Annotated in this window: 23 protein-coding genes; 11 read left to right on the top strand and 12 right to left on the bottom strand. The window is 71.7% G+C overall.

Annotation, left to right across the window (positions count from 1 at the left end):
• Positions 1–286: 286 nt before the first annotated feature.
• Positions 287–1,003 (bottom strand): helix-turn-helix domain-containing protein, encoded by a 717-nt coding sequence (locus FHS29_RS18930; protein WP_246440452.1) that lies wholly within the window; start codon positions 1,001–1,003, stop codon positions 287–289.
• 173 nt (positions 1,004–1,176) lie between these two features.
• Positions 1,177–1,635: an RICIN domain-containing protein gene (locus FHS29_RS18925; protein WP_184692124.1), complete on the bottom strand. Its 459-nt coding sequence runs from the start codon at positions 1,633–1,635 to the stop codon at positions 1,177–1,179.
• A 223-nt stretch (positions 1,636–1,858) separates the two neighbouring features.
• Here FHS29_RS18925 and FHS29_RS18920 point away from each other — a divergent pair, with 223 nt between their 5' ends.
• A complete protein-coding gene (locus tag FHS29_RS18920; protein WP_184692123.1) occupies positions 1,859–2,323 on the top strand; it encodes a hypothetical protein in 465 nt (154 codons plus the stop codon).
• Entirely contained in the window at positions 2,284–2,823 is a 540-nt protein-coding gene (locus tag FHS29_RS18915; RefSeq protein ID WP_184692122.1) for a hypothetical protein, read from the top strand. The genes FHS29_RS18920 and FHS29_RS18915 overlap by 40 nt, the downstream gene beginning before the upstream one ends.
• A 333-nt stretch (positions 2,824–3,156) precedes the next feature.
• On the opposite strand, the gene FHS29_RS18910 is transcribed toward FHS29_RS18915, so the two are convergent.
• The 8 genes from FHS29_RS18910 to FHS29_RS18875 form a co-directional block, all read right to left on the bottom strand.
• Positions 3,157–3,813: an ESX secretion-associated protein EspG gene (locus FHS29_RS18910; protein WP_184692121.1), complete on the bottom strand. Its 657-nt coding sequence runs from the start codon at positions 3,811–3,813 to the stop codon at positions 3,157–3,159.
• Positions 3,813–5,048 carry a WXG100 family type VII secretion target gene (locus FHS29_RS18905; RefSeq protein ID WP_184692119.1) on the bottom strand — a complete coding sequence of 412 codons (1,236 nt, stop codon included), beginning with the start codon at positions 5,046–5,048 and terminating at the stop codon, positions 3,813–3,815. The genes FHS29_RS18910 and FHS29_RS18905 overlap by 1 nt, the downstream gene beginning before the upstream one ends.
• The gene (locus FHS29_RS18900) at positions 5,048–5,353 is read right to left on the bottom strand and encodes a hypothetical protein (RefSeq protein WP_184692117.1); all 306 of its coding nucleotides are present in this window, start codon (positions 5,351–5,353) and stop codon (positions 5,048–5,050) included. The genes FHS29_RS18905 and FHS29_RS18900 overlap by 1 nt, the downstream gene beginning before the upstream one ends.
• Before the next feature lie 149 nt (positions 5,354–5,502).
• Positions 5,503–7,995, bottom strand: coding sequence for a chondroitinase-B domain-containing protein (locus FHS29_RS18895; RefSeq protein WP_312864979.1), 2,493 nt, complete (start codon positions 7,993–7,995; stop codon positions 5,503–5,505).
• A 124-nt stretch (positions 7,996–8,119) separates the two neighbouring features.
• Positions 8,120–8,875, bottom strand: coding sequence for an FHA domain-containing protein (locus tag FHS29_RS18890; RefSeq protein WP_184692113.1), 756 nt, complete (start codon positions 8,873–8,875; stop codon positions 8,120–8,122).
• A gap of 50 nt (positions 8,876–8,925) precedes the next feature.
• Entirely contained in the window at positions 8,926–10,689 is a 1,764-nt protein-coding gene (locus FHS29_RS18885; RefSeq protein ID WP_184692111.1) for a serine/threonine-protein kinase, read from the bottom strand.
• A gap of 125 nt (positions 10,690–10,814) precedes the next feature.
• Entirely contained in the window at positions 10,815–11,522 is a 708-nt protein-coding gene (locus FHS29_RS18880) for a polysaccharide lyase family 7 protein (protein WP_376774447.1), read from the bottom strand.
• 302 nt (positions 11,523–11,824) lie between these two features.
• Positions 11,825–12,898 (bottom strand): LacI family DNA-binding transcriptional regulator, encoded by a 1,074-nt coding sequence (locus FHS29_RS18875; protein ID WP_312864978.1) that lies wholly within the window; start codon positions 12,896–12,898, stop codon positions 11,825–11,827.
• A 170-nt stretch (positions 12,899–13,068) separates the two neighbouring features.
• On the opposite strand from FHS29_RS18875, the gene FHS29_RS18870 reads away from it, so the two are divergent.
• From FHS29_RS18870 to FHS29_RS18845, 6 genes are all read left to right on the top strand, one after another.
• Positions 13,069–14,112: an asparaginase gene (locus FHS29_RS18870; protein ID WP_184692107.1), complete on the top strand. Its 1,044-nt coding sequence runs from the start codon at positions 13,069–13,071 to the stop codon at positions 14,110–14,112.
• The gene (locus tag FHS29_RS18865; protein ID WP_184692105.1) at positions 14,109–14,987 is read left to right on the top strand and encodes a polysaccharide deacetylase family protein; all 879 of its coding nucleotides are present in this window, start codon (positions 14,109–14,111) and stop codon (positions 14,985–14,987) included. The genes FHS29_RS18870 and FHS29_RS18865 overlap by 4 nt, the downstream gene beginning before the upstream one ends.
• A 40-nt stretch (positions 14,988–15,027) precedes the next feature.
• Complete coding sequence (locus FHS29_RS18860) at positions 15,028–16,389, top strand: MFS transporter (protein WP_184692102.1); 1,362 nt, start codon at positions 15,028–15,030, stop codon at positions 16,387–16,389.
• 11 nt (positions 16,390–16,400) lie between these two features.
• Positions 16,401–17,213, top strand: a complete 813-nt coding sequence (locus FHS29_RS18855; RefSeq protein ID WP_221456222.1) for an SDR family NAD(P)-dependent oxidoreductase — start codon at positions 16,401–16,403, stop codon at positions 17,211–17,213.
• Positions 17,214–17,309: 96 nt separating this feature from the next.
• The gene (locus FHS29_RS18850; protein WP_184692100.1) at positions 17,310–18,068 is read left to right on the top strand and encodes an SDR family NAD(P)-dependent oxidoreductase; all 759 of its coding nucleotides are present in this window, start codon (positions 17,310–17,312) and stop codon (positions 18,066–18,068) included.
• Positions 18,069–18,071: 3 nt separating this feature from the next.
• Positions 18,072–18,599 carry a hypothetical protein gene (locus FHS29_RS18845; RefSeq protein ID WP_184692098.1) on the top strand — a complete coding sequence of 176 codons (528 nt, stop codon included), beginning with the start codon at positions 18,072–18,074 and terminating at the stop codon, positions 18,597–18,599.
• Positions 18,600–18,720: 121 nt separating this feature from the next.
• Here the strand turns inward: FHS29_RS18845 and FHS29_RS18840 are convergent, their stop codons facing one another.
• Positions 18,721–19,365 carry a response regulator transcription factor gene (locus FHS29_RS18840; protein WP_184692096.1) on the bottom strand — a complete coding sequence of 215 codons (645 nt, stop codon included), beginning with the start codon at positions 19,363–19,365 and terminating at the stop codon, positions 18,721–18,723.
• Positions 19,365–20,747 (bottom strand): sensor histidine kinase, encoded by a 1,383-nt coding sequence (locus tag FHS29_RS18835; protein ID WP_184692094.1) that lies wholly within the window; start codon positions 20,745–20,747, stop codon positions 19,365–19,367. The genes FHS29_RS18840 and FHS29_RS18835 overlap by 1 nt, the downstream gene beginning before the upstream one ends.
• Before the next feature lie 110 nt (positions 20,748–20,857).
• Here FHS29_RS18835 and FHS29_RS18830 point away from each other — a divergent pair, with 110 nt between their 5' ends.
• Genes FHS29_RS18830 through FHS29_RS18820 form a run of 3 tightly spaced genes read left to right on the top strand, consistent with a single transcriptional unit; the run spans position 20,858 to position 23,687 of the window.
• Entirely contained in the window at positions 20,858–21,763 is a 906-nt protein-coding gene (locus FHS29_RS18830) for an ATP-binding cassette domain-containing protein (RefSeq protein WP_184692092.1), read from the top strand.
• The gene (locus tag FHS29_RS18825; protein WP_184692090.1) at positions 21,760–22,530 is read left to right on the top strand and encodes an ABC transporter permease; all 771 of its coding nucleotides are present in this window, start codon (positions 21,760–21,762) and stop codon (positions 22,528–22,530) included. Before FHS29_RS18830 ends, FHS29_RS18825 begins: the two co-directional genes overlap by 4 nt.
• A 20-nt stretch (positions 22,531–22,550) precedes the next feature.
• Complete coding sequence (locus FHS29_RS18820; RefSeq protein WP_184692088.1) at positions 22,551–23,687, top strand: alpha/beta hydrolase family protein; 1,137 nt, start codon at positions 22,551–22,553, stop codon at positions 23,685–23,687.
• Positions 23,688–23,709: the final 22 nt, after the last annotated feature.

Here is a 23,709-nt window from a genome sequence, read left to right as displayed (position 1 = left end):
GGACCACAGGGCATGACCGTGCAACGTGGCGGTACGTGACCGCTGTACTCGATCTTCGTCCGGCTCGTCGGCTGGTCGGTCCCGCCCCGGTGCTCGCCGCACTCGTGCACCGACTCCCCCGCCTGCCGGGCGAGCACCGGTCGGCAGCACCGGCCGGCGTCCCGCGGCGGCACCGACGTCCGGTCACGCGCAACGGGCGCGAACCCGCGCCCGACCGCTCAGCGGAGGTCGGACCAGGGCTCCAGTGTCGCCGGAGCGGGCCGGAGCCGGGTGAGGTTGGCGCTGGTCATGGCGGCGGCCCGGTGCACGGCCGGCGCGACGGACGACAGCCGACCACTGTCGAGCACCGCGAGGACGACGGCGGCGACGAGCGCTCCGGAAGGCGCGTAGACCGGAGCCCCGACGCAGGCCGCTCCCACGGTCCCGACCGGTCGTAGTCCAGCGCCACACCCCAGTCCGCGGCGGTGGAGACCAGGCGCCGCCACTCCCCGGTGGTGTAGCGGTCGGGCGGGGGTGCGCCGGGCGTGCCGGTGGCCGACACGATGTCCGCCGCGCAGCCGGGCGGGAGCCGGGTTCCGGCCCGCCACGGTCGGATCCCGTCCAGCTCGCCGCGCAGCCCGCCGACGAGCGTGGAACGCCCCGCCTCCTGCACCGACAGGCCCAGACTCGCCCCCGGAGCCACCGCGGCGAGTTCCCGCAGCGGTTCCCGCGCCGCCGTCCGCAGCAGGGCGGCGGGCTCCCAGCCGGCTCCCAGGTAGTACAGGCGGGGCCCGATCCGGTACCGCCCGGCCCGGCGCTGCACCGCGCCCAACGCGACCAGCTGGTCGAGCAGCCGGTGCGCGGTGGCCTTCGGCAGCCCCGCGTCGGCCGCGAGCCGGGTCAACCCGGCCTCGCCAACGCGCCTGAGTTCCTCCAGCAGCCAGAACGCGCCCTCCAACACCCCGCGCCCCGACAGATCCCCGCCGCCGGCCGATCCCGGCTGTTCCGGCTGTTGTTCCGGCATGATCACCCGCTTCCGCCGACACGAAGTCCCGCGAAACCATTCGATCCCCCACCGCGGCCACTGCGGTATCCACCGATCGTGGCCAGCCGTTCTCCGGACGAAGAAAACCGCCCAAGGGGCTTCCGGCCACCCTGGGCGGTCTCCCGCCGTGCACGATCAATGGTGCCCGACGCCTACGTCAGGTGCCATTGCTGCTCACGGGCGGTGGTGCAGTCCCACAGCACGACAGCAGCACCGGTCCACCAGTTGCCGCCCGGAATGGTCAGGCACCTGTTGCCGGTCCGGCTGCGCAGCTCGCCGCCGTTCCGGTACCACTGCTGCGCCGGTTCCCCGTGGCAGTCGAACATGTTGATCATCGCCCCGTTGTCGCCGTTGCCGAACGACGCGTCGAGGCACTTGCCGTTGAGGTCGCTGCGCAGCAGCGAACCGTCCCACGACCAGCGCTGGCTGTCGGAGCCGTTGCAGTCGTACATGTGCAGGCCGGCGCCGTTCTCCCGGTTGAAATGCGCAATGGTGAGGCACCTGTTGTTCAGGTCCGAAGCGAACATGAACCCCACCGCCTCCGTGGCCTGCCCGCGGTCGGTCCTGGCCGACGCGGACGGGAACACGAACGCGCCACTGACGACCAGCACAGCGGCGAACAGAATCATTCCGATACGCCTGATCCCACTCACGTTTCCCCCTTCGGTGAAGACGTTCGGTCGTTACCCCGGCCGAAGCTTCGCCGAACGACGGGCGCGTGACCAGGTTCCGGTCCGCTGAGCGGACCGCCGGGCGGCGCACCGCACCGGATCGGTGGGGAACGGCCCGGCAAGGTGTCGGGCCACCTGGTGCGCGACCGCGCCGTCAGTTGGCATGAACGGGCCGACCCGGGCCGCGGGTCGCCTCCCGCCGTTCGCCGAGACCGACGACGCGATCGGGCTCGCGGGCGACACCGGTGTCGTGGACGCCCGTCGGGCCGTCCGCACCAGCGGGACCATCGGCGACGGCCCGCACGGCAGCGCGGGCGACGGCACCGACGACGTCGACTTCTACCGGCTGGGCGGGGGCGCCTCCGGGGTGACGTTCACGGCGCGGACGTCGACCCCGACCGGCGACCTCGACACGTTCCTCGCGCTGTTCGACGCCGACGGCGCCGTGTGGGCGGTCGACAGCAACGTGGGCGGTACGACCGACTCCGCCATCATGCTCACGATCCCGCCAGGTCGGGACCTCTACCTCATGGTGGGCTCGGCCCCCTTCGGGGTGCCGCGTGACCCCAAACCGCTCCCCGCGGCTCCGTGCACACCATCTTCCTGGACTTCGACGGCGCCAGGGTGAACACGTCGATCTACGGCCTCGGCGGCGGTCTGCGCGACCTCTCGCCGCTGTCGGACTTCCTGCCGCGATGGGGGCTCGCCGCACGCGACGAGCACGCGTTGATCGACGCGGTCATCGCGACGGTGCGGGAGAACCTGGAACAGGACATCGCCGTCAAGGGCACCAACCCGAGGGTGGCGCTGCGCATCCTCAACAGCCGCGACCACGCCGACCCGTGGGGGGCAGCCGAACGTCAGCCGGGTCGTCGTCGGCGGCACCTCCACCGAGACGGGCATCTTCACCATCGGCATCGCGCAGTCCATCGACGCCGGCAACTTCGGCCGGGAGGAGACCGCGCTGGTGCTGCTGGACGAGATCAGCTCACCGGCCGGGCCGGAGTGGTCGATCAACTCCTACCTCCGGCCGGGAAGCGACCGGATCGCGTTCATCGGCCGCGCGGTCGGCAACGTCACCAGCCACGAGGCCGGGCACATGTCGGGCAGCCGGCATACCGACGCTGAACGACGTCCACGGCGTCATGGACCCGGGCGGCGACCCGGCCGTGATGTTCGGGGTCGGCCCGACGGGGTGGCGGCACGGCCGGCGACCCGGGCCTGGACTTCGTCGAGGACGAGCTGAGCCCGGCCGAGGGCTTCACCGGCAGCGAGGACACCGTCAACCGCACCGCGTGGGCGTTCGTCCGGGGAACCGGCTGATCCGGAGCACCGCAGTCCAGGGGAGACATCGCCGGCCGACCCGGCGTGGCGGACGCCGGCGGGGAAGCCGGACGTCGATCGACCTCGAAGCAGCAGGCCGGCTTCACAGCAGGCCTGCTGCTTCGGCGTTCCCGGTCATCAGTCGCCGAGGCGGTGAAGCCACTCCCTGATGATCGGGCGGGTCGCGGGCGTGGCGTGCACCCAGCGCTGGCCGCGGCTGTCGGCGTAGCGGACGACCAGCCAGCGGCCGTCCGGGCAGTCGATCGTGGTGACGAAAGACTCCGAACGCCGGCGTCGCCCGTACCGTTCGCGCTTGGCCGCGAAGAACTTCGCGACGCCGGTGCGCGGACGCTGCATCAGCTCGACCAGGGCCCGTGACCCCGGTGCCTCCTCGGCACGGGCGTTGATCGACGAACCACGACCGGGCGGCATCTCCGGCAGGCACGACGCGAGGGTGTCCGCCGGATCGCCGTCCAGCGCACCGATCCGCACGTGCCCGTTGTCCCGCAACGCGAAGACGCCGTGCCGTCCGGCCGTGGCGGCCACGACCGGCAGCGTCACCTCACGGGTGAACGCGATCCAGCCGAAACACTCCGAGTCCGCGAACGCGAGCACCCGCAACGCCTCCAGCGCGTCGTCCACCCGCACGCCCTCGCGGTACAGCGCGTGCTCGACTTCCAGGGCGTCGGCCTCGGCGGGCGGCACGTGCAGCACGGTGTGGTGCTCGCCGAGGTCGTCGTGGTGCCACAGCACGTCGAACTCCGTGTCGGTCAACACCAGCGGCGCGCGCAACATCAGTCCTCCCCGATCACGGGCGCCACGGTGCCGGGCAGCCGGCCGATGAGCGCGTCCGAGTCCTCCTCCAGATACACGCTGCGCTTGTACTCCCTGTCCTCCTCCTCACGCGCGTGCGCGGCGTGTGGCGCGAAGCCACCCATGCCCGCCGCTCCCCCGATGCCCGCCGCTCCTCCCATGCCGGCAACTCCGACCCTGCCTGCCACACCACGGGCACCGGCCGCGGCAGGAGCGTTGGGCAGCGTCCTGCCGAGAGCGGCGGAGCGGTCGCCCGCGCCCAGAGGAGCCCGCTGCCCCCTGGTGCCGGTGGGATCGCCGATGCCGATCCCACCCGGCAGCACCGCAGCGGCACCGGAAAGGTGGTCGCCCTTCGGGACGTTCGACGTGCGCGCGGTGTCCCTGGCCGACAGCGGACGCGTCGCGACCGGCACGCCGCCCGGCACACCGGCGGACCAGTCGGCGACCGCGGTCCGGTCACCTCGCTGCTTCGGAGCGGTGGTCCCGTGAGCGGCCGGCGCCCGACCGGCGGGAACGCCGTCGCCGCCGCTGCCGGCGCTGCTGACCGAAGTCCCGCCACCACCGCTCATCGACGGCGGCACGGACGCTGCCTCACCACCGGCCGATCCCGCAGACGACGGCGAGGTGGTACCCGCGTTCCCGACCTGTGGCGGCGGGGACGTCGCGGACTGCACGCCGCCTCCACCCGCGCCCTGCACGGCGGTGTTCGCACCCTGTGCGCCACCCGCCGCCTGGGACATCTGCGGCAGCATCGCCTCGTTCCGGCCCGTCGCCGTGGCGTACTCCGCGTAGACGCGGCGGTTGTTCGCGTCGGCCACGAACCACTCCTTGCGCGCGATCTCGTTGTCGGTGTCCCACGGCGTCAGCTCGTCGAAGAGGGTCAGCTCCGGCGGTTGCGGCGTCGCCATCGGCAGCACCTGCTGCTTGAGCAGGCCGTAGGTCTCCGCCTGGGTCCGCAACGACGCGTCGGCCTTGTCCAACGTCTCCTGCGCGCGCTGGAGGGCCTGTTCGATCGGCTGCACGGCCTGCGCCGCCCGGTCCGCCGCCTTGCCCTGCCACGCGGCCTGCATCTCGGCGGTGAGCCGGCGCAGTTCGTCGCCGAGGGACTGGATTCGCGTGCGCGCGTCCTTCGACACGTCCGCCGCCTGGTTCAGCCCGCCGGGGCCCGCGCCCCGCGACACCATCTGGTAGATCTCGTACCCGCTGAGCGCTGTCATCAGTCGTCCACCGCCATCCGTCGATGGTTGGCCTGTTCGGTCTTCGCGTACTGGTCGACCGACGCCTTCAGCTCCTCGATCCGCGTCTGCAGCTCCTGCTCGATCCTGCTGACCGAGTCGAGGTGCGTTCGGCCCGCCTGGCAGGCCGCGGTGATGAAGGAGTCGGTCGCCGGATCCCGCATCGGAGGCTCGATCCGCGCGAGCAACCGGCTCTGCCGGTTGGCCGCGGTCAGGTCGTCACGCACCTTGCCGTGCCTGCCGACCACCTCGTCGAGAGTCTCGATGATCACTTCGAAATCGCCCATGCGCGCAGAGTGGCGGCTGTGCCCGGGACCACTCCCGACCAGTCGAAGCGGACTCCGCCCACCACGACGCCGTCGGGCTCGCGCATGAAGTCCGCGCCGAACGCGCTGGACGGCATGCGCGAGCCCGACAACCGGGCGGGGACTGGTTCCTACGGGGCGTCCGGGCCGACGTCGGCCGCGTTCAGCGGGCTGCGCGTGGCCGGAGCCGACGAGCGCTCGTCCGCGCCGACGTCGACGCCCCCGGTGCGGGCCTGGCCGTCCATGTCGTCGGTCACGAACGCGTGGGCGCCGGTGCCGGTGTCGACGGCCGGGCTGCCCGCGCCGATCCGGTGCACCTGCCCGGCGCGGGCCAGCAGCGGGTCCACCACCCGGACGGCAGCGGTGGGCTTGGCGACGCCGACGGTCGCCGACCCGGTCGGCCAGGCGATGTTGCCGGCGTAGGTGGCGTTCACCGGCGTCTTGCGCTCGTTGATCAGCTTGCCCTGGCTGCCGGTGACCACGTTGTCGGCGAAGACCGAGTCGACCGGGGCGAACTTGTAGTTGGCGCCGATCTCGATGTTCGAGGCGTTGTCGACGAACGTGTTGTTCACGACGGTCGCGCGGTAGACGCGCCAGTGCGCGTTGAGCGCGCCCGAGTTGTCCACGTCGCCGCCGTCGACCTGCAGCGCGGCGTCGTGGCCGGACCCGGTCAGACCCTCGAAGTAGTTGTTGTAGACCTTGTGGTCCTGGCCGTAGATCCGGATGCCGCCGGTTTCCGCCTTCCCACCGCCGAGGAAGAAGTTGCCGTAGAACGCGCCGCGGTTGCCGTGCCGGTGCGTCAACGTGCCCTGCGAGGTGCGGAAGGTGTTGTAACGGACGGTGTTGTCGTTGCTCTTCACCGACACGATCTCGGGGTCGCCGTCGCAGTTCTCGAACAGGTTGGCCTCGACGACGGTGAACCCGCTCGAACCGGAGATCGCGCTCCAGCCGACCCGAATGGCCTCCATCTCATTCTGCGCCCGCGGACCGATGTCGCGGAAGTGGTTGTGGTCGATCCGGTCGTGCTGCGACTGCCGGGTGTCCGATCCGTCGATGGTGATGAAGTTGCCGAGCTGGTGCTTGTCCTCGAACAGGTTGTGGTCGATCCGGTTGTGGTGGCTGTTCGCCCCGCCGATGAGCACCCACTTGAGGGCGGATGTCTCGGTCAGCCGGAAGTGGTTGCGGGTCAGCCGGATGTTGTTCGACCCGGTGATCTTCAGCGTGTTGCCGTTGGTCCATTGCAGACCTTCGAACGTCACGTGCGAGGAGCCGGTCACGTCCAGCTGCCCGTCGCTGACCACCGCCTTGCCGCGGTTCGCCGCGACGACGGTGATGGGTCGGTCGGCGGTGCCGTTTTTGGCGGACATCTTGCCGATCGTGTACCGACCGTCGGCGAGCACGATCCGGTCCCCCGGCTGCGCGTTGCCCATCGCGTTCTGCAGCTGGGTCGAGTTCGTCACGTCCACGGTGCGGCTGGGAGCCTCGCCCACGTCGTGCGTCACGTTCAGGCCGTAGATCTTCACCTCGCCGTAGTTGCTTTCGCTGCAGGGCGAGGTCTTGTCGCAGTTGGCCTGCGTGTAGGCGCCGGCCTTGAAGTAGGCGCCGGAGAACTTCTTCGAGATCGTGGCTTGGAGCTCACCGTTGTAGTACGCCTTGATCTTCCCGCCGCCGACCTCGAACTTCGCCTGGAACCTCGTGCCGAGCACGTAGTCGTCCTTGACGAGCTTGAGCTTGTCGTTGCCTTCGGTGATGTAGAGCTTCTCGCCCTCCAGCCGGAAGACCGAGACGTCGTTCTCGGCGTCGTGGATCTGCCCGGCGACGACGTTCGGCCTGCCCGTGGGCGCCGCCGTGATGGCCTGGTCGATCACCATGGTGTGCGTGCCCGATGTCGACGACCAGCTCGCCTGGGTCCGCCCCGAGTCCGTCATCTCGCGCAACTCCGAGCGCGGGTAGTCGGAGCCGCTGGTCGTGACGCCGTTGACGGCGGCGCGGAACTGGACCGCGTCACAAGCCGGGGTGGTGGTGAACCACGGGTCGATCGCGTACGTGTCGAGTTGCGGTTGCTTGACGTTGAGCGGTTTCTCGGGCTGGCCGATGGGCAGACCGACGTACCAGTTCGTCAGGTCCAGCACCTCGGCCGGGTACCGGCAGTCGCCACTGCCGCCGTCGTCGGCGCCGTGCACGGTCGTCTCGGTGATGCTGGTCCAGTCATTGGACGTGTTGCCATGACCGACGATCTTCAGGAACCGCGCCGAAGCGTCGGGGAAACCGTAGTCCTGCAATTCGAGTGTGCTGCCACTGCTGGACTTCCGCGCCAGCACCGTCGTCCACGACGAACCATCCGCGGACAGCTCCACGTCGAACGTGTTGCGCCGTGCATCCCCCTTGTGCCACGCGATCGACACCGAACCCACGACCTGCGTCGAACCCAGGTCGTAGCGAATCCACACCCCATCACCCTGAGCAGACCACCGGGTGCTCAGATCCCCGTCCACGGTGTTCGTCGCGACATTGCCGTCGTCCGCACTGGCGGTCACCTCCTCGACCGGCAGCGCGGAACCCGCGACCGCCGACGCCACCGGGTGGCACGCACCCGACACGGCCAATGCGAACAGCACCGACACGACAGAAATCCTGCTTCTCCTCATGAGTCCCCCGCTTCGTCGACAGCAGTGCGCTCAGGATCCCGGCACCCGCCCGGGACCACTCCCGCGTGGTGATCGCGTACTCGAACGGCACCGCGACCGGTCACGGCAACGGGTCCAGCAGCGCCAGGTCGGGCGGCACCAGGGTGGTGGACAGCACCAGTTCGCGCAGCAGGTTCTCGTTGAGCGCGTTGCCCACCGGCTCGCCGACCTCGTCCCGGCGCAATCCGTACACCCCCTGCGCGGACAACCGCGCACGCACGTCGTGGACCATGTGCTCGACCCGCTTGACGCTCCAGTTGGCGTCCGGTCGCAACTCGGCCAGCACCTCCGCGGCCTGCTGGCGCGATATAGGCTGCGGGCTGGCCTCGTGCAGCAGGTAGCGCTGCCCCAGCACGACCAGCAGCAGGCGTTCTTCCTCGGTCAGCCGCCACCGCCTGGGCGGCTGGGTCGGCGCGCCGTGCTGGACGGCGGGTTGTCCGCCGTCCTCGCCCGCCACGTAGAGTTCGAGCAGGTGCTCCCGGTCGCGGGAACCGCGGATGAACAGCGGCGTGTAGCCGACCGGCAGCGGAATCGGGTCCTCGTCCCGGAACAGCCACCGCGTGCCCGGCAGTCGGATCGGCAGGCGCCCGGTGTTGTCCACCCACCAGTAGCCGTCACGACGGGTCAGCGCACCGTGCCGGCGGCTGACCCGCAGGTCGGTCTCGCCCACGCAGACGTCGACCTCGGGCCGGTTGCGGCCGAAGCAGATCGCGCGCCCTTCGGCGGGCCCCACGGTGACGCGCCCGGTGAGCGTGAGCACGACCACCGCCCCGGGAGCGGTGCGGGGGACGCCGCGGGCGAGAGTTTCGTGGTTCATCCGACCTCCTCCGCTGCAGTGTCCGGGGCCGCGCCGGGACCGCTCCCCGGTCAGCGGGGCAGCCTGTCGGCGGCGGCACCCGCCAGCAGGGAAGCCGTCGCGCAGCGGTCGCCGCCGGTCTGGTCGCCCCGCACGGTGAGCACCATCAGGTCGATCGTGGGGCGCGGCGAGGGGTTCCGCGGCCGGTGGCGCACGATGACCGTGCACTCGGCGCGCGCGGCGTCGGACCGGACGTAGGTCTCGTGGTCTCCCAGCCGGATCGGGTCGCCCCGGATCGGGGACATCGCGGCGTGCTGGTCGTACCGGAGGTGGATGCCGACCCGGTCGGCCGTGCTGTACCACTTGCACGACCAGTGGCCGAACCCCCTCGCCCTGGTGCTGACGTCCACGGACGGGAGAACAGCGAGCTCGGCACGGTCCAGCAGGCCGCAGGCGTCCACGTGGGCCAGCGAGTCGGGCGGCAACGACGTGCTCCGGCGCTGCAGCACACCCCGGCGGAGCACCCGCTTGACGGTGTCCGCCCCGGTGTCGGCGACCGCGCACAGGTCCACGCCGGGATCGGGCATCTTCGCCGACACCTGGATACCGTACTCCTCGCCCAGCATCACCACGCGGTGGCACTCGTTCCCGCTGTCCTCGGGCGGGCCTTCGTCCTCGAACGGCAGTCCCTGCACGGGGTGCCGCTTGCGCAGGAGCAACTGGACCTCGACGTCCAGCTCCTTCCCGTCCGCGATGTCGACCACGACGTCGCAGCGGTTGAAGTTGCCCTTCGCGGTGTGCAACCGGGTCGGGCCCATCGGCGCCAGCGCGGCCGGGTCGAGCAGCGCGCACGGGTCGGCCGCGTGCTCGTCGCCGACGAGTTCGGCGCCGAACACATCGGCTTGCGAACGCGAGGCCACCACGGCGACGACCGTGGCCGCGATCGTGAGGGTCAGCACCACGGCGGCCACCCGGTACCGGGGGCGACGCCACAGCGGTCTCCGGCCGGGCGCGGGCGCCGTGGACCACGACGGCGGCTTCCAATCGCCGACGAACTCCTCCAGCCGCCGCCCCGCCTCGTGCGCGGTCGGCCGCTTGGTCGGGTTCGGGTCCAGCATCTCGCGCAGCAGCGGCGCGAGCGGACCCGCGTGCCGCGGTGACGCGACCTCCCGTTGCCCGCGTTCGCGTGCCGGCACCTCGCCGGGACCACCGGCACCGGCCGGCGGAACGCCCTCCACCGCCGCGAACAGCGTGGCGCCCAGTGAGAACACGTCCGACGCCTCGGTGGCCGGCCGACCGGCCGCCACCTCGGGAGCGGTGTAGCCGGGCGTGCCGCAGAACGTCCCGTCCTCGGTCCGGGTCACCTCGCGCCAGACGGAGATGCCGAAGTCGGTCAGCTTCGCGCTGCCGTCGGCGGTGACCAGGATGTTGCCCGGCTTGACGTCGCGGTGCACGATCCCGTGCGCGTGCACGGCGGCCAGCGCGGCCGCGATCTGCACACCGATCCGGGCAGCCCGTTCCGGCGGCAGCGTGCCGTCGGCCGCCAGCACCTTGTCCAGGCTGTCCGCCGGCGAGTACTCCATCACCAGCCAGCAGTCGTCGCCGTCCACGGTGTCGAAGACCGAGATCGCGTTCGGGTGCTGCACCCGCGCCGCGGTCTCGGCCTCCCGTCGGAACTGCAGCCGGTCGGCCTGGCTGGCCACCGCGTGCGGCCTCTTCAGCGCCACCGTTCGTTTCAGCTTCCGGTCGAAGGCGGTCCAGACGACACCACCGGCCCCCGAACCGCGGGCGTCTGCGAGTTCGTAGCGCCCGTCGATCACATCGCCCGTCCGCACATGACGTAGTGTAGTCATTTCGCCCCGCACAGCCAGATGTCAATCTGAAGCTGTGAAAATCCGGTGCGAAGCCCACGGTGGTCGACCATTCCGGCTTGTCCGCCGTTTCCGCCCTAATGCGGATTTCATTCCAACTGACGTCGCATCGATTCGCGTACGCCTTGTCCGGCAGCTCGACCGTGGGTCACGGTGACCTGGTAGATGGTCACCTGGCCGTAGTTGGTTTCGTCGCACGGCGTGGAATTGGAGCAGTTGGCCTGGGTGTACGCCCCGGCCTTGAAGTAGGCGCCCGCGAACGTCGCCGGAAGCGTGGCCTGCAGCACCCCGTTGTAGTAAGCGTCGATCCGACCGTGCTCCACCGCGAACTTCGCTTGGAAGCGGGTGCCCAGCACGTAGTCGTCGGTGATCATCTTGTAGTGGGTGTTGTCCCCGTCGGTCAGGTAGAGCGTCGTACCCTCCAGCCGGAAGACGGTGACGTCGTCGCTGTTGTCGTGGATCTGGCCCGCCACCACGTGCGGCTTGTCGTTGGGCAAGTGGTCGATCGACTGGTCGACGACCATCGTGTGCTTCCCGGAGACGGGTGACCAACTGATCTCGCTGGTGCCGTGATTCGTCATCTCGTGCAACTCGGACCTGGCGTACTTGCTGTTCGGCGTGTGCAGCCCGGTGACGGCGTTGCGGAACCGGACACCGTCACAGGAACGGTTCGCGACGAACCACGGCGGCAGCGCGAAGTGGCCCAGCAGGGGCTGTTCGACCTCCAGCGGCTGCGCACCGGATTGGCGCGGGTCGTCCACCGGCAGTGTGATCTTCCAGTTCCGCAGGTCCAACACCCTCCCGGGACGGAAGCAACCGTGCGGGGACGCGCTTTCCCGGTCCGGCGCAGGACGAACCGCCGCGGACGCCACCGGCCCCGTCGTCACCCCGAGGGATAACGCCACGACAGCCGCACAAACCATCGACCTCTGCAATTCCATGCATTCCCCGCTTCACTTCCGTCACCGGCGCCGCATACGCCACAGGGACGCTAATCGGCCGCGTCGGGACCGGTCCCGCATCGCCGGCCGAGGGAGATCGCCACCATCAATCCCGATCAGGTCCACCAGGTTTCCGGCACGGCGTGCCGACACCGGGATCAACGCGCGGAGGTGCCCGGGGATGCGATGTCGGCGAATGTCGGCCCGAGCGTGGACTGGCGGGCGAGAAGGGTCGGCGGCAGCAGTACCGACTCGCAGTCCGATCTGCCCTCGACCAGTCCGATCAGCGTCTGCGCCGCACGTGTGCCCATCTCGCGCATCGGGGAGCGGACCGAAGTCAGCGCGACCGGTAGTTCCGCGGCCGGGGGTACGTCGTTGTAGCCGACCACAGCGACGTCCTCGCCGACCCGGAGCCCGGCGTCGCGCACAGCGCCCATCGCGCCGATGGCGGCGAAGTCGTTGACCGCGAACAGGGCGGTCGGCCGGGGGGTGAGCCGCAGCAGGGACTCGGCCGCCGCCCGGCCGCCCGCCACGTCGAAACGCGAGTGCAGCACCGCTTCCACCGGAACCTCGACACCGGCGGCGGTGCAGGCATCGAGGAACCCCCGCGTGCGTTCGACCCCGGTCGAGGCGTACGGCTCGCCGGCGATCACCGCCGGCCTGGTGTGCCCCAGCCCCAGCAGGTGCTCGGCGGCCAGCCGACCGCCGAGCAGGTCATCGCAGGTCACCGAGAGCACGCCGGGCAGCCTGCGCGAGGTGAGCACGAGTTTCGTGCCCCGCTCCACCAGTTCGTCGACCAGGGTGGCATCGGTGCGGGCGTCCCCGAGGATCAACCCGGCCACCCGGGCGCCGAGCAGGGTGGCCACCCTGCTCCGCTGCACCTCGGGCCGGTCCTGGCTGTTGGCCACCACCGCGTGGTACCCGGCTTCGGCCGCCCCCTGCTCGATGCCCTCGTAGATGGTGGCGAGCACGATGTCGGTCAGCGACGGCACCACGACGCCGAGCACCCGGGACCGTCCGGTGCGCAGGCTGGCCGCGACCGGGTGGGGCAGGTAGCCGAGCCGGGTGGCCACCTCCCGGATCCGCTCGGCCGTCGCGCTGCCGACGCCCTCGCCGCCGCGGAGCGCGCGGGAGACGGTCGTGGGATGGACCCCGGCCGCCGCTGCGACGTCGGCCAGCTTCACGGGCTCGGCTCCCGCGGCACTGCCCGGTTCACCCCAGTCGCCACTCACCGTGTCAGTTCCTTCGCTCGTTGTCGCTAATCCTGGCGGGTTCCCCGGCCGGCTGCGCACCAGGCTGCCAGAGTCACCGGTAGGTGATGTTCGGGTTCAGCCCTTGACCTCGGACGAGCTAGCTCACATGATGCTACGAAATCGATTGCGCAATCGTTAGCGGAGGACTTGTGGCGCATCTCGTCCTGCTGGGCACCGGCGGAACCATCGCCACCCGGGCGACCGGCGAAGGCCGCGCCGTCCAGGTGGGCGCGGCGGAACTGCTGCGGGCCGCCGACGCGGTCTGGCCCCGGCCCGGGGTGCGCGTCGAGCCGCACGACGTGGCCGGGAGGGCCAGCTTCGCGGCCCGGCCCACCGACGTGCTCGACCTCGCCGGGCGGATCGCGTCCGCCGTCGCGGTGGCCGAGGGGGTGGTGGTCGCCCACGGCACCGACACCCTGGAGGAGAGCGCCTTCCTGGTCTCGTTGACGCACTCCTCGCCGGTGCCGGTGGTGTTCACCGGTGCGCAGCGGCCCTTCGACGACCCCGCCCCGGACGGTCCGCGCAACCTCGCGGCCGCCCTGCGCTGGGCGGCGTCCCCGCAGTCGCGCGGTACCGGGGTGACCCTGGCCTTCGCCGACCAGATCCTGCCGGTGGTCGGGGCGCGCAAGACGCACACCCTCGCCCTGCGCGCCTTCGCCGCCCCCGGCCGCGGCCCGGTGGGGCAGGTGGACGAGGCCGGGGTCCGGGCCCTCGCCACCGTCCGGCCCGCGCCGCCGCTGCTGGCGCCAGGGGTGCGCGACCTGCCCCGCGTGGAGATCGTCGGCCAGTACCTCGGCGCGGACGCCGCGGCTTTCACCGACGCCCGGTCCCGGGGCGTGCGCGGAGTGGTCGTCGCCGCGTTCGGCTCCGGCAACACCACGCCGGAAGCCACCCGGGCCTGCCTGCGCCTGCTCTCCGACGGCGTCCCGGTGGTGGTCACCAGCCGGGTGGGCGAGGGGCCGGTGGTCGGCCTCTACGCCGGGGGCGGCGCCGACCTCGCCGCCGCCGGCGCCGTCTTCGCCGGTGACCTCTCGCCGTGGCAGGCCCGGCTGCTGCTGGCCTGCGTGCTCGCCGGGACCACCCCGGGCGACCTCGACGCGGTCCGCGACCGCTGCCTGGACTGGCTCCGCGAAACCGGGACCGTCTCGAGTCCGGATCCCACATCACCACCCAGGAAGGACCCAACACGATGACCAAGGAAATACTGGTGGCCTACGGCGTCGACGTCGACGCGGTCGGTGGCTGGCTCGGTTCCTACGGCGGCGAGGACTCGCCGTGCGACATCTCCCGCGGCCTCTTCGCCGGGGAGGTCGGCGTGCCGCGCATGCTGGAGCTGTTCCGCCGCAAGAAAATCCCGAGCACCTGGTTCTGGCCCGGCCACTCGATCGAGACCTTCCCCGAGCAGTTCGACGCCTGTGTCGAGGCCGGGCACGAAATCGGCGTGCACGGCTACAGCCACGAGAACCCCATCGCGATGAGCCGGGAGCAGGAGTCCGCGATCCTGGACCACTGCATCGAGCTGATCCAGTCCCGCACCGGTCGCCGCCCCACCGGTTACGTGGCGCCGTGGTGGGAGTTCTCCCCGGTCACCAACGAGCTGTTGCTGGAGCGCGGGATCAAGTACGACCACTCCCTGATGCACCGCGACTTCGAGCCGTACTACGTGCGCGTCGGCGACACCTGGACGAAGATCGACTACGACCGCCCCGCGCAGACGTGGATGAAGCCGCTGCAACGGGGTGCGGAGACCGACCTGATCGAGATCCCCGCCTCCTGGTACCTCGACGACCTGCCGCCGATGATGTTCGTCAAGGCCAGCCCGAACAGCCACGGCTTCGTCAGCCCGCGCGAGCTGGAGCAGATGTGGCGGGACCAGTTCGACTGGGTCTACCGGGAGTCCGAGTACGCCGTGTTCACCATGACGGTGCACCCCGACGTCTCCGGCAGGCCGCAGAACCTGCTGATGCACGAACGACTGATCGACTACATCTCCGGTCACCAGGGCGTCCGCTGGGTCCGGTTCGACGAGATCGCCGACGACTTCGCCGCCCGGCACCCCCGCCGTTGACCCGGTCTCCCCCTTCCCGAGCCACTCCGAAAGTTCCTCCATGTCCGAGAAATCCCGCGCCGTCCTCCCGCCGGGCGGCGCTCCGCTCGCCCCGCGCATGGTGCGCCGCGTATCCCTCGTCTGCTTCCTCGCCTGGGTCTTCAGCGTGTTCGACCACACCCTCTTCGGCACCCTGCTGCCGCAGATCGCGGCCGACTTCGGCTGGAGCGCCACGGAGAGCACCGTGGTCGCGACCTGGGTGACCGCCGGGACCTTCGTGGTCTCCCTCACCGTCGGCCCGATGCTGGACCGCTTCGGCCGCAGGCCGGCGCTGATGATCACCACCGCCGGGGCCGCGCTGACCTCCGGACTCAGCTCGCTGGCCGGCGGCAAGCTCTCGATCGTGCTGGTGCGCTCGTTCTCCGGCCTCGGCTACTCCGAGGAGGTGGTCAACAGCGTCTACCTCAACGAGGTGTACGGCCGCCACGGCAAGCGTGGCTTCATGTACAGCTTCGTGCAGAGCGGTTGGCCGGTCGGCGCGCTGCTCGGAGCACTGCTCACCGCACTGCTGTTGCCCGGCATCGGCTGGCGCGGGGTCTTCCTGTTCGCCACCTTCCCGGCGTTGGTGATCGTGCTGCTGGCCTGGCGGCTGCCGGAGTCCCCGGTGTTCGTCAACCTGCGGCACCTGCGTCGGCTGCGAGCGGCCGGGCGCGACGAGGAAGCCGCCGAGGTCGCCGCGGCGGCCGGCGTCGAGGACGAGCGCGGCGGCAGCCTGCGCGAGCTGTTCGCCCCCGGCCTGCGGCGGCACACCATCAGCCTTTCCGCGGCCTGGCTGCTGAACTGGATGGCGATCCAGGTGTTCTCCGTGCTCGGCACCACGGTGCTGGTGGAGGCCAAGGGGGTGAGCTTCGACAGCGCGTTGCTGGTGCTGATCCTGGCCAACGCCGCGGGTTTCGGCGGCTACCTCTTCCACGGCTACCTCGGCGACCGGATCGGCCGTCGCCGCACCATCATCATCGGCTGGTCGATCGGCAGCGTGGCGATGACCACGATGTTGCTCGGCCCGGCCGACGCCCCGTTCGTCATCGGCATGTACGCGCTGGGACTGTTCTTCCTCACCGGCCCGTACGCGGCGCTGCTGTTCTACATGGGCGAGTCCTTCCCCGCCCACCTGCGCGGGATCGGACCGAACACCGCGCACACCATGGGCCCGATCGGCGCCATCCTCGGCTCCGCCGTGCTCTCGCTGCTGGTCGGTGCCGGGGTGTCGATGACGGTGGCCGCCCTGTGCGCGGGTTCGCTCGGCCTGGCCGGCTCGGCGCTCGCGATGTCCGGCACCCGCCGGGTCAGCCAGTCCGGCACGGAGTCACCGGCCGGGAACCCCTCGGCCGGCCCCACCCCGTCCGCCCGAACCACCGTGTAGGGAGAAAGCTCTTGTCCACCGACGAAACCATGCCGCGCGAGACCATGCCGCGCGACGACGGGCTGCCGGGGAAGGTCGCCGTCATCAGCGGCGGTGTCAGCGGCATCGGGCTGGCACTCGCGCAGGCATACGCCCGTGCCGGCGTCGCCACCGTGCTGGGCTACCACCCGGGCGACCCGCACGACCCCGAGGCGGCGGTGGGCGCCGTCCGGGAGCAGGGCGGCAGGGTGCTGGCGGTGCCCGCGGACGTGCGTGACCGCGCGGCGGTCGAGGAACTCGCCGAGACCGCAGTGCGCGAGTTCGGCCGGCTGGACATCGCCGTGGCCAACGCGGGCATCCTGCGCCAGGCCGACCTGGCGGACCTGTCCGACGAGGACTGGCACGCGATGCTCGACGTCGACCTGACCGGCGTGCTCCGGCTGCTGCGCGCGGCCCGCACCCGGATGGCCTCCGGCGGGGCGATGGTCGCGGTGTCCTCGATCGCGGGTGGCGTCTACGGCTGGGACGGCCATGCCCACTACGCGGCCGCGAAGGCCGGGGTGCTCGGGTTGGTGCGCTCACTCGGCGTGGAGCTGGCTCCGCGCGGTATCCGGGTGAACGCGGTGATCCCGGGCCTGATCGAGACGCCGCAGTCGCTGGACGCGCGGAACTCGCTCGGCCCGGAAGGGCTGCGCGCCGCGGGGGCGGGCATCCCCGCGGGGCGCGTCGGCCGTGCCGACGAAGTCGCCAGGGTGATCCGTTTCCTCACCTCCGACGATGCCGCCTACGTCACCGGACAGCAGCTCGTCGTGGACGGTGGGCTCACCGTGCGGTTCCCGGACTGAGCGGGGCATGAGCAGCCCTGTGTCGAGCCGCGGCCGGCAAGCCGACCACAGCGCGCTCGCAACCGCGGAAGAAAAGGCATGAGGAGGACTGACGGGATGAACGACACCCCAGGAGCGCTGGCCGGGCGCCGGTGCCTGATCACCGGCGCCGCCAGTGGGATCGGCGCGGCGATCGCGGTGGCCTACGCCCGCGAGGGCGCGGTGGTCGCGCTGGCCGACCGGGACGAGCCGGGGCTCGCCCGGACCCTGGCTGCGCTGCCTGGCGCCGAGGAGCACACCCGGCACGTGGTCGACCTGACCGACCCGGAGGCGGTCACGGCCACCGTGGAGGCGGTGGTCGAGTCGCACGGCCGGATCGACGTGCTGGTGAACTGCGCCGGGATACTCGACGAGACGCCGCTGGTGGAGATGAGCCTCGACACCTGGCAGCGGATGATCGACGTCGACCTGACCAGCGTGTTCCTGGTCTGCCGGGCAGTGGTGCCGCGGATGCTCGCGGCGGGTGGCGGCCGTGTCGTCAACGTCGCCTCGCAGCTCGGGCAGAAGGGCGGCGCGGGGCTGACCCACTACTGCGCGGCCAAGGCCGGGGTCATCGGCTTCACCAAGGCACTGGCCAGGGAGGTCTCGGCCAAGGGCGTGCTGGTGAACGCGATCGCGCCGGGGCCGATCAGCACCCCGCTGATCGACGGGCTGAGCGCGCGGTGGCGGCGGGAGAAGGAGGCCGAGCTGCCACTGGGCAGGTTCGGGCTGGCCGAGGAGGTCGCGCCCACGGCCGTCCTCCTCGCCTCGGACCCCGGCGGGAACCTGTACACCGGGCAGACGCTCGGCCCCAACAGCGGCGACGTGATGGCCTGAGCGGTGTGCGGAGCCTGTGGCACCCCGACGGCGCTGTGGACCGAGCGGATCTCCCCGCTCGGTCCGGGCGCCGCGTGGCGGCGAGCCCGTGCCCTGAACACCGCGCTGGAACTGGCCGGCACGGCGCCGCACCGCGTCCGGGTCGTGCCCTGGCACGGCGGAGGACTGTCCCCGCGCACCCCGGCTGGTTGGCACTACGAGCGCTCCCTGACGCCGGCTGCCCGGTGGCTCAGCGCCCGGTTCGGTCCCCTGGTGCCCGCCGCCGGAGACGATCCCAGCACCTGCGCACGATTGCCGGAAGACCGCGAACCTGACGGGCTGGCCGTGTGGTGCGCGCTGGTGGCCGCCTCCGGGCACGGGCCGGTCGTGCTCACCCTGCCCGGCCTGCGGGTGCAGTTCGCCGGGGAAGTCCTGGTGGAAAGCCGGTGCGGCACGGAACCTCGGGACTCCGTGCTGCGTGCCCCGGCCGGCGCTCGGCGACTGCTCGGGCACCTGCGCGCCCTGGCCCCGCCGTGCCGGCGCCCGGACTGAACGAAGTGCCGACACCGACCGCGAACTTGCTCCGGCAGCAGCCGGCTGCGGCGGACGGGCAGCCGCACCGGCAAGTCGGAGTGTGGGGCTGCGGTGCGTCGACAGTCCTTTGTAGAGCTGGTCAGGTCAGCCCTGCCTCGTAGGCGAGGACCGCGGCCTGGACCCGGTTGCGTGCGCCGAGCTTGTCCAGGATGGAGCTGACGTGGGCCTTCACCGTCCCCTCGACGATGTAGAGCGTGTGGGCGATCTCGGCGTTGGAGTGCCCGGCACCGAGCAGTGCCAGGACGTCGCGTTCACGTTCGGTCAGCGTGTCCACCCGCTGCCGTGCTTGCGTTGCCGAGACACCCACGTCGCGGTACCTGCGGATGACGCGGTGGGCGACGGTCGGTGACAGGAACGCCGCGCCGCCTGCGACGGCGTGCACGGCGCTGATCACCTCACGCGGGTCGGACGCCTTGAGCAGGAACCCGGCCGCGCCGCCGCCCAGAGCGCGTGCGATGTAGTCGTCCTGGCCGAACGTGGTGAGCATGATGACGCGCGTCGCCGGTGCCACCACTGCGATCTCGTCCGCCGCGGCGAGGCCGTCGAGCCCGGGCATCCGGATGTCCAGCAGCGCCACGTGCGGGCGGTGCACCCGCACCAGTTCTACGGCCTGGTGGCCGTCGGCGGCCTCGGCGACGACCTCGACGCCGCCGTCGGTGGCCAAGATCGCCCGGACGCCGGCGCGGACCATGGCTTCGTCGTCGGCCACCAGTACCTGGATCACTACGCCCTCTCCAGCCGGTCCTTCGAGACCAGCACGTCGTCGACGAAGCAGAGCTGGTACACGTCCGAGCCGACGTCCAGCAGGTCGTCGCCCACCTGGTAGTAGACGCAGCTCGCGCCGGCCGGCAGCGGCGGCATGTCGATCACCTCCGGCGCCCGGCCGATGTCGTGCGGTGGCAGCAGCCACTCGACGTCCGAGCGTGGTTGACCGGGCCGCAGCGTCTCGTAGCGCTCGTCCGCGAGCCCGGTCCGGGCGACGGTGAGCGCCTGCATGACGGGGAGCACCGCGAGCAGCGCGAGCCCGCCGCCGAGCGGCAGTGCGGCGGTCTGGAGCAGCCGGCGCCGGGTCTGCCGCCTGCTGACCCCGAGTTCGAAGGCGGGCGGGCCGGCCTCGCTCCGCCGCGGCGGCGTACCGGCGAGTCCGCCGTCGGGCAGCACCGCAGTCACCGCCCAGCCGCCGTCCGGCCGTGCGCCGGCGACCAGCCGGCCGCCGGCCAGCCGGACCCGCTCGTCCAGCCCGATCAGCCCTTGCCCGCTTCCCGCGCCGCCACCCGGTCGCTCCGCCGGGTCGTTCGCGACCTCGACCCGGGTGCCGTCGTCCTGCCGGGCGAGCGTGACCGTCACCGACGCGCCCGGCGCGTGCCTGGCGGCGTTGGTCAGCGACTCCTGGACGACGCGGTGGGCCGCCTGGCTCACCATCGGCGACCACCCGGGGACCGGGCCGTCATGCCGGAGCCGCACCCGCAGGCCGGCCGCGGTGGCCCGCCGGACCAGGTCGTCGATGCTCTCGTCCGCCGGTTGCCGGTCGGCCGCCGCGTCCGCGCTGCCGAGCACCTGGACGATCTCGTGCAGCCGGTGGGTGGCCCGGACGGCGCACGCCCGCAGCTCGCCGGCGGTCCGGCGCTGTTCGTCGGCGAGGTCGGCCGCGAGCTCCAGCGCGCCGCCGTGCAGCGCGATCAGCGCCAGCTCGTGCCCGAGCGAATCGTGCATGTCCCGCGCGATCCGGGCCCGCTCGCGAAGCCGGGCCTGCTCGGCGACGATGCCCCGCTCACGCTCGCGCTGTTCCGCGCGCAGGCGCCGGTAGCGGCCGGCCCACCACGGCAGCACCGACAAGGCGAACTCGACGGACACCACCGAGAGCCAGTCCGCGAGCGGGTCGGACGTGCGCCAGAACGCCAGCACGAGGCCGGCGGACGCCACGGCGGTGAACACCCAGAGGGCGAGCGGGAGAGACGCCATCCGCCGGCCCACCGGATAGGCCAGCACGACCATCGGCAACGACAGCCAGCCGCCGCCGTCGAACAGCAGCACTTGCGACAGGGACAACCCGGCCGACAGGACCAGCAGGGGCGCCCAGATCAGGTCTGCTCGCCGGTTCCGCACCGGCCCACGGTACAAGCCGGCGCGGTCGTCGTGCCCCCGACGAAAGTCAGGGTGCCTGCCTGACGGAAGACCGATGCCCCGGCCCGGTCCGCTTTCCTAGCGTCGACGCCGTGATCACGGCTGAGGCACTGCACAAGCACTACGGCGACAAGGTCGCCGTGGACGACCTGTCCTTCGAAGTCCGTCCCGGCACGGTGACCGGCTTCCTCGGCCCGAACGGGGCCGGCAAGTCCACCACCATGCGGCTCATGCTCGACCTCGACCACGGAGGTGGCGTGACGCTGTTCGACGGCCGCCGCTTCAGCGCCATCCGGCACCCCGCGCGGGAGATCGGCGCGGTGCTCGAAGCCAAGGCGTTCCACCCGACCCGGTCGGCGCGCGACCACCTGCGGATGCTCGCCGCGGGCAGCGGCATCCCGGCGTCCCGGGCCGACGAGGTGCTCGAACTCGTCGGCCTGGCCGAGGTGAAGCGCAAGAAGCCCGACGGTTTCTCGCTCGGCATGGCGCAGCGACTCGGGCTGGCCCAAGCCCTGCTGGGCGACCCGCCGACGCTCATCCTCGACGAACCGGCCAACGGCCTGGACCCGCACGGCATCCACTGGCTGCGCGACGTGCTCAGGTCGCTGGCCGCCGAGGGCCGCACGATCTTCGTCTCCAGCCACCTGCTGTCGGAGATGTCGCTGATGGCCGACGACCTCGTGGTCATCGGCCGCGGTGCGATGATCTACAACGGGGACGTCGACGGCTTCGTCCGCGAGTTCACCCGGTCGACGGTCCTGGTCCGCAGCCCGCACGCCGACCGGCTCGCGGACGCGCTGCGCGGCCTCGGCGGTGTCACCGTCGATCTCCTCGGCGGCGAGCTGCGCGTGTCCGGAGTGGACGTTGACGAGGTCGGCGAGATCGCCTTCCGCCACAACGTGATGCTGCGGGAGCTGACTGCCGAGACCGCGTCGCTGGAGGCTGCTTTCATCACCGCGACCGAGGCGGTCGAGGAGTACGTCGGGGGTGTCGCGTGAACGACGCGCTGCGGTTCGAATGGGTGCGCATCCGCACCCTCCCCTCCACCTGGTGGCTCATCGCCTCGGCTTTGCTCCTCGGCCTCGCCATGGCGCTCTCGGTCGCCGTCGCCACCCACGACGAGCCGCGCGGCCACGAGGTCGTCGGCGTGGTGCTGACCGGGGGCGGCGCCAACGTGCCGGTGCCGTTGATCGCCGTTTTCCTCGCTGTCATCGGGATCTTCGCCACCGGTCACGAGTACCGGTACGGCACGATCCAGCCGACGTTGACGACCGTGCCGCGACGTTCGACGTTGCTCACCGCCAAGCTCGTCGTCCTGGCCGCCACGGCGCTGGTCGTCGGACTCGTGTCCCTGCTCCTCAACGTCGTGGTGGCGCTCCTGGTCTGGGGTGACCTGCCCGGCCTGACCGACTGGCCGCTCAACGAGGTGCTACCCGGTCATGTCGTCCTGGTGCTGCTGTGGACGGTGCTGGGAGCGGCCTTGGGGCAGCTGTTCCGCGGTGTGCCGTCGGCGCTGGTCGTGATCCTGGTGGTGCCGCTGGTCGTCGAGCAGCTGATCTTCAGCCTGTCCTTCGTCCCGATGCTCGACTGGCTGGCGCCGGTGGTCGCGTTCCTGCCGTTCACCGCGGGCCAGCAGCTGGTCCACCTCGGTGGCGTGGTCTACGGCCAGTTCTTCGACCGGTGGGTGTCCGGCGGTGTCTTCGCGGCGTTCGTCGGGATCGTCCTGGCCGTTGCCTGGACGCGGTTCAACCGCCGTGACGCCTGACCCGACAAGGAGGCACGACAGTGGCACGCAGGTTCCAGGCAGTGATCGCCGGTGTGGTGACGGTCGCGGCGCTCGTCGCGCCGGCCGGCGCCTCACCGGGAGAATCGGTGCAGCCCAGGCGAATCGGCGCATCACCGGGCGAGTTGGTGCTACCCGCGCCGACCGGGCGGCACCCGATCGGCTGGGCTCGGCTGCACCTGGTCGACGAGGACCGAACGGACCCGTGGGTGCCGACCGGACCGCGGGAGCTGATGGTCTCGGTGTGGTATCCGGCCGCTGCGGCGCGCGGCGACCGCGTCCCGTACGCCACCGCCGAAGAGTCCCGGCTCCTGCTGGCCCAGTACGGGATCACCGACGTGCCTTCGGATGCGCTGACCAGGATCCGCACCCACGCACGGGTCGGGGCGCCGCCGCTGCGCACACCTCATCACCGACGCCCTCTGGTCGTGCTGTCGCCGGGCTTGGCGTTCCCGCGCTGGACGTTGACGACGCCGGCCGAGGACCTGGCCAGTCGCGGGTACGTCGTGGTCGGCGTCGACCACACCTACGAGGGTGCGGCGGTCACGTTCCCCGACGGGCGCGTGGCCGTGTGCGTGGTCTGCGCCGGCGGGACGAGCGGTGCCGCGATCATCGCAAGTCGGGCCCTGGACATCTCGTTCGTGCTCGACCGGGTGCTCGACCGGTACCGCGACCTGATCGACCCACACCGGATCATGGCCGCGGGCCACTCGATAGGCGGAGCCGCCGCCGCGACGACGATGCTCGCGGACTCGCGCGTGGACGCCGGGGTCAACCTGGACGGCTCGTTCCAGCCGGCACTCACCCAGGACCTGCCCCGCCCGTTCCTCTTGGTGAGCGCGGAAGACCGGAGCCCGGGACTGCGCCCGGACTGGGACCGGACGTGGCCGCACCTGACCGGCTGGCGGCGCTGGCTGCACGTGCCGGACGTGGGGCACGCCTCGCTCAGCGACGCCTCGGTCGTCGTCGAATGGCTGGGCCTGCCCACCGGACCGCTACCCGGCGCCCGGGTCGTCGAGATCACCCGCACCTACGTGGCGGCGTTCGCCGACAAGCACCTGCGACACCGCTCTCAACCGCTGCTGGACGGCCCATCGCCACGGTTCCCCGAGGTCCACTTCGTCGGTCCGCCCCGGTGAGCACCACCATCGCCGCCGCGCT

The organism is Saccharothrix tamanrassetensis (genome assembly GCF_014203665.1).
Lineage (GTDB): Bacteria > Actinomycetota > Actinomycetes > Mycobacteriales > Pseudonocardiaceae > Actinosynnema > Actinosynnema tamanrassetense.
The sequence above is the reverse complement of the archived record's forward strand: the minus strand, read 5'-3'. Positions and strand labels throughout refer to the sequence as shown.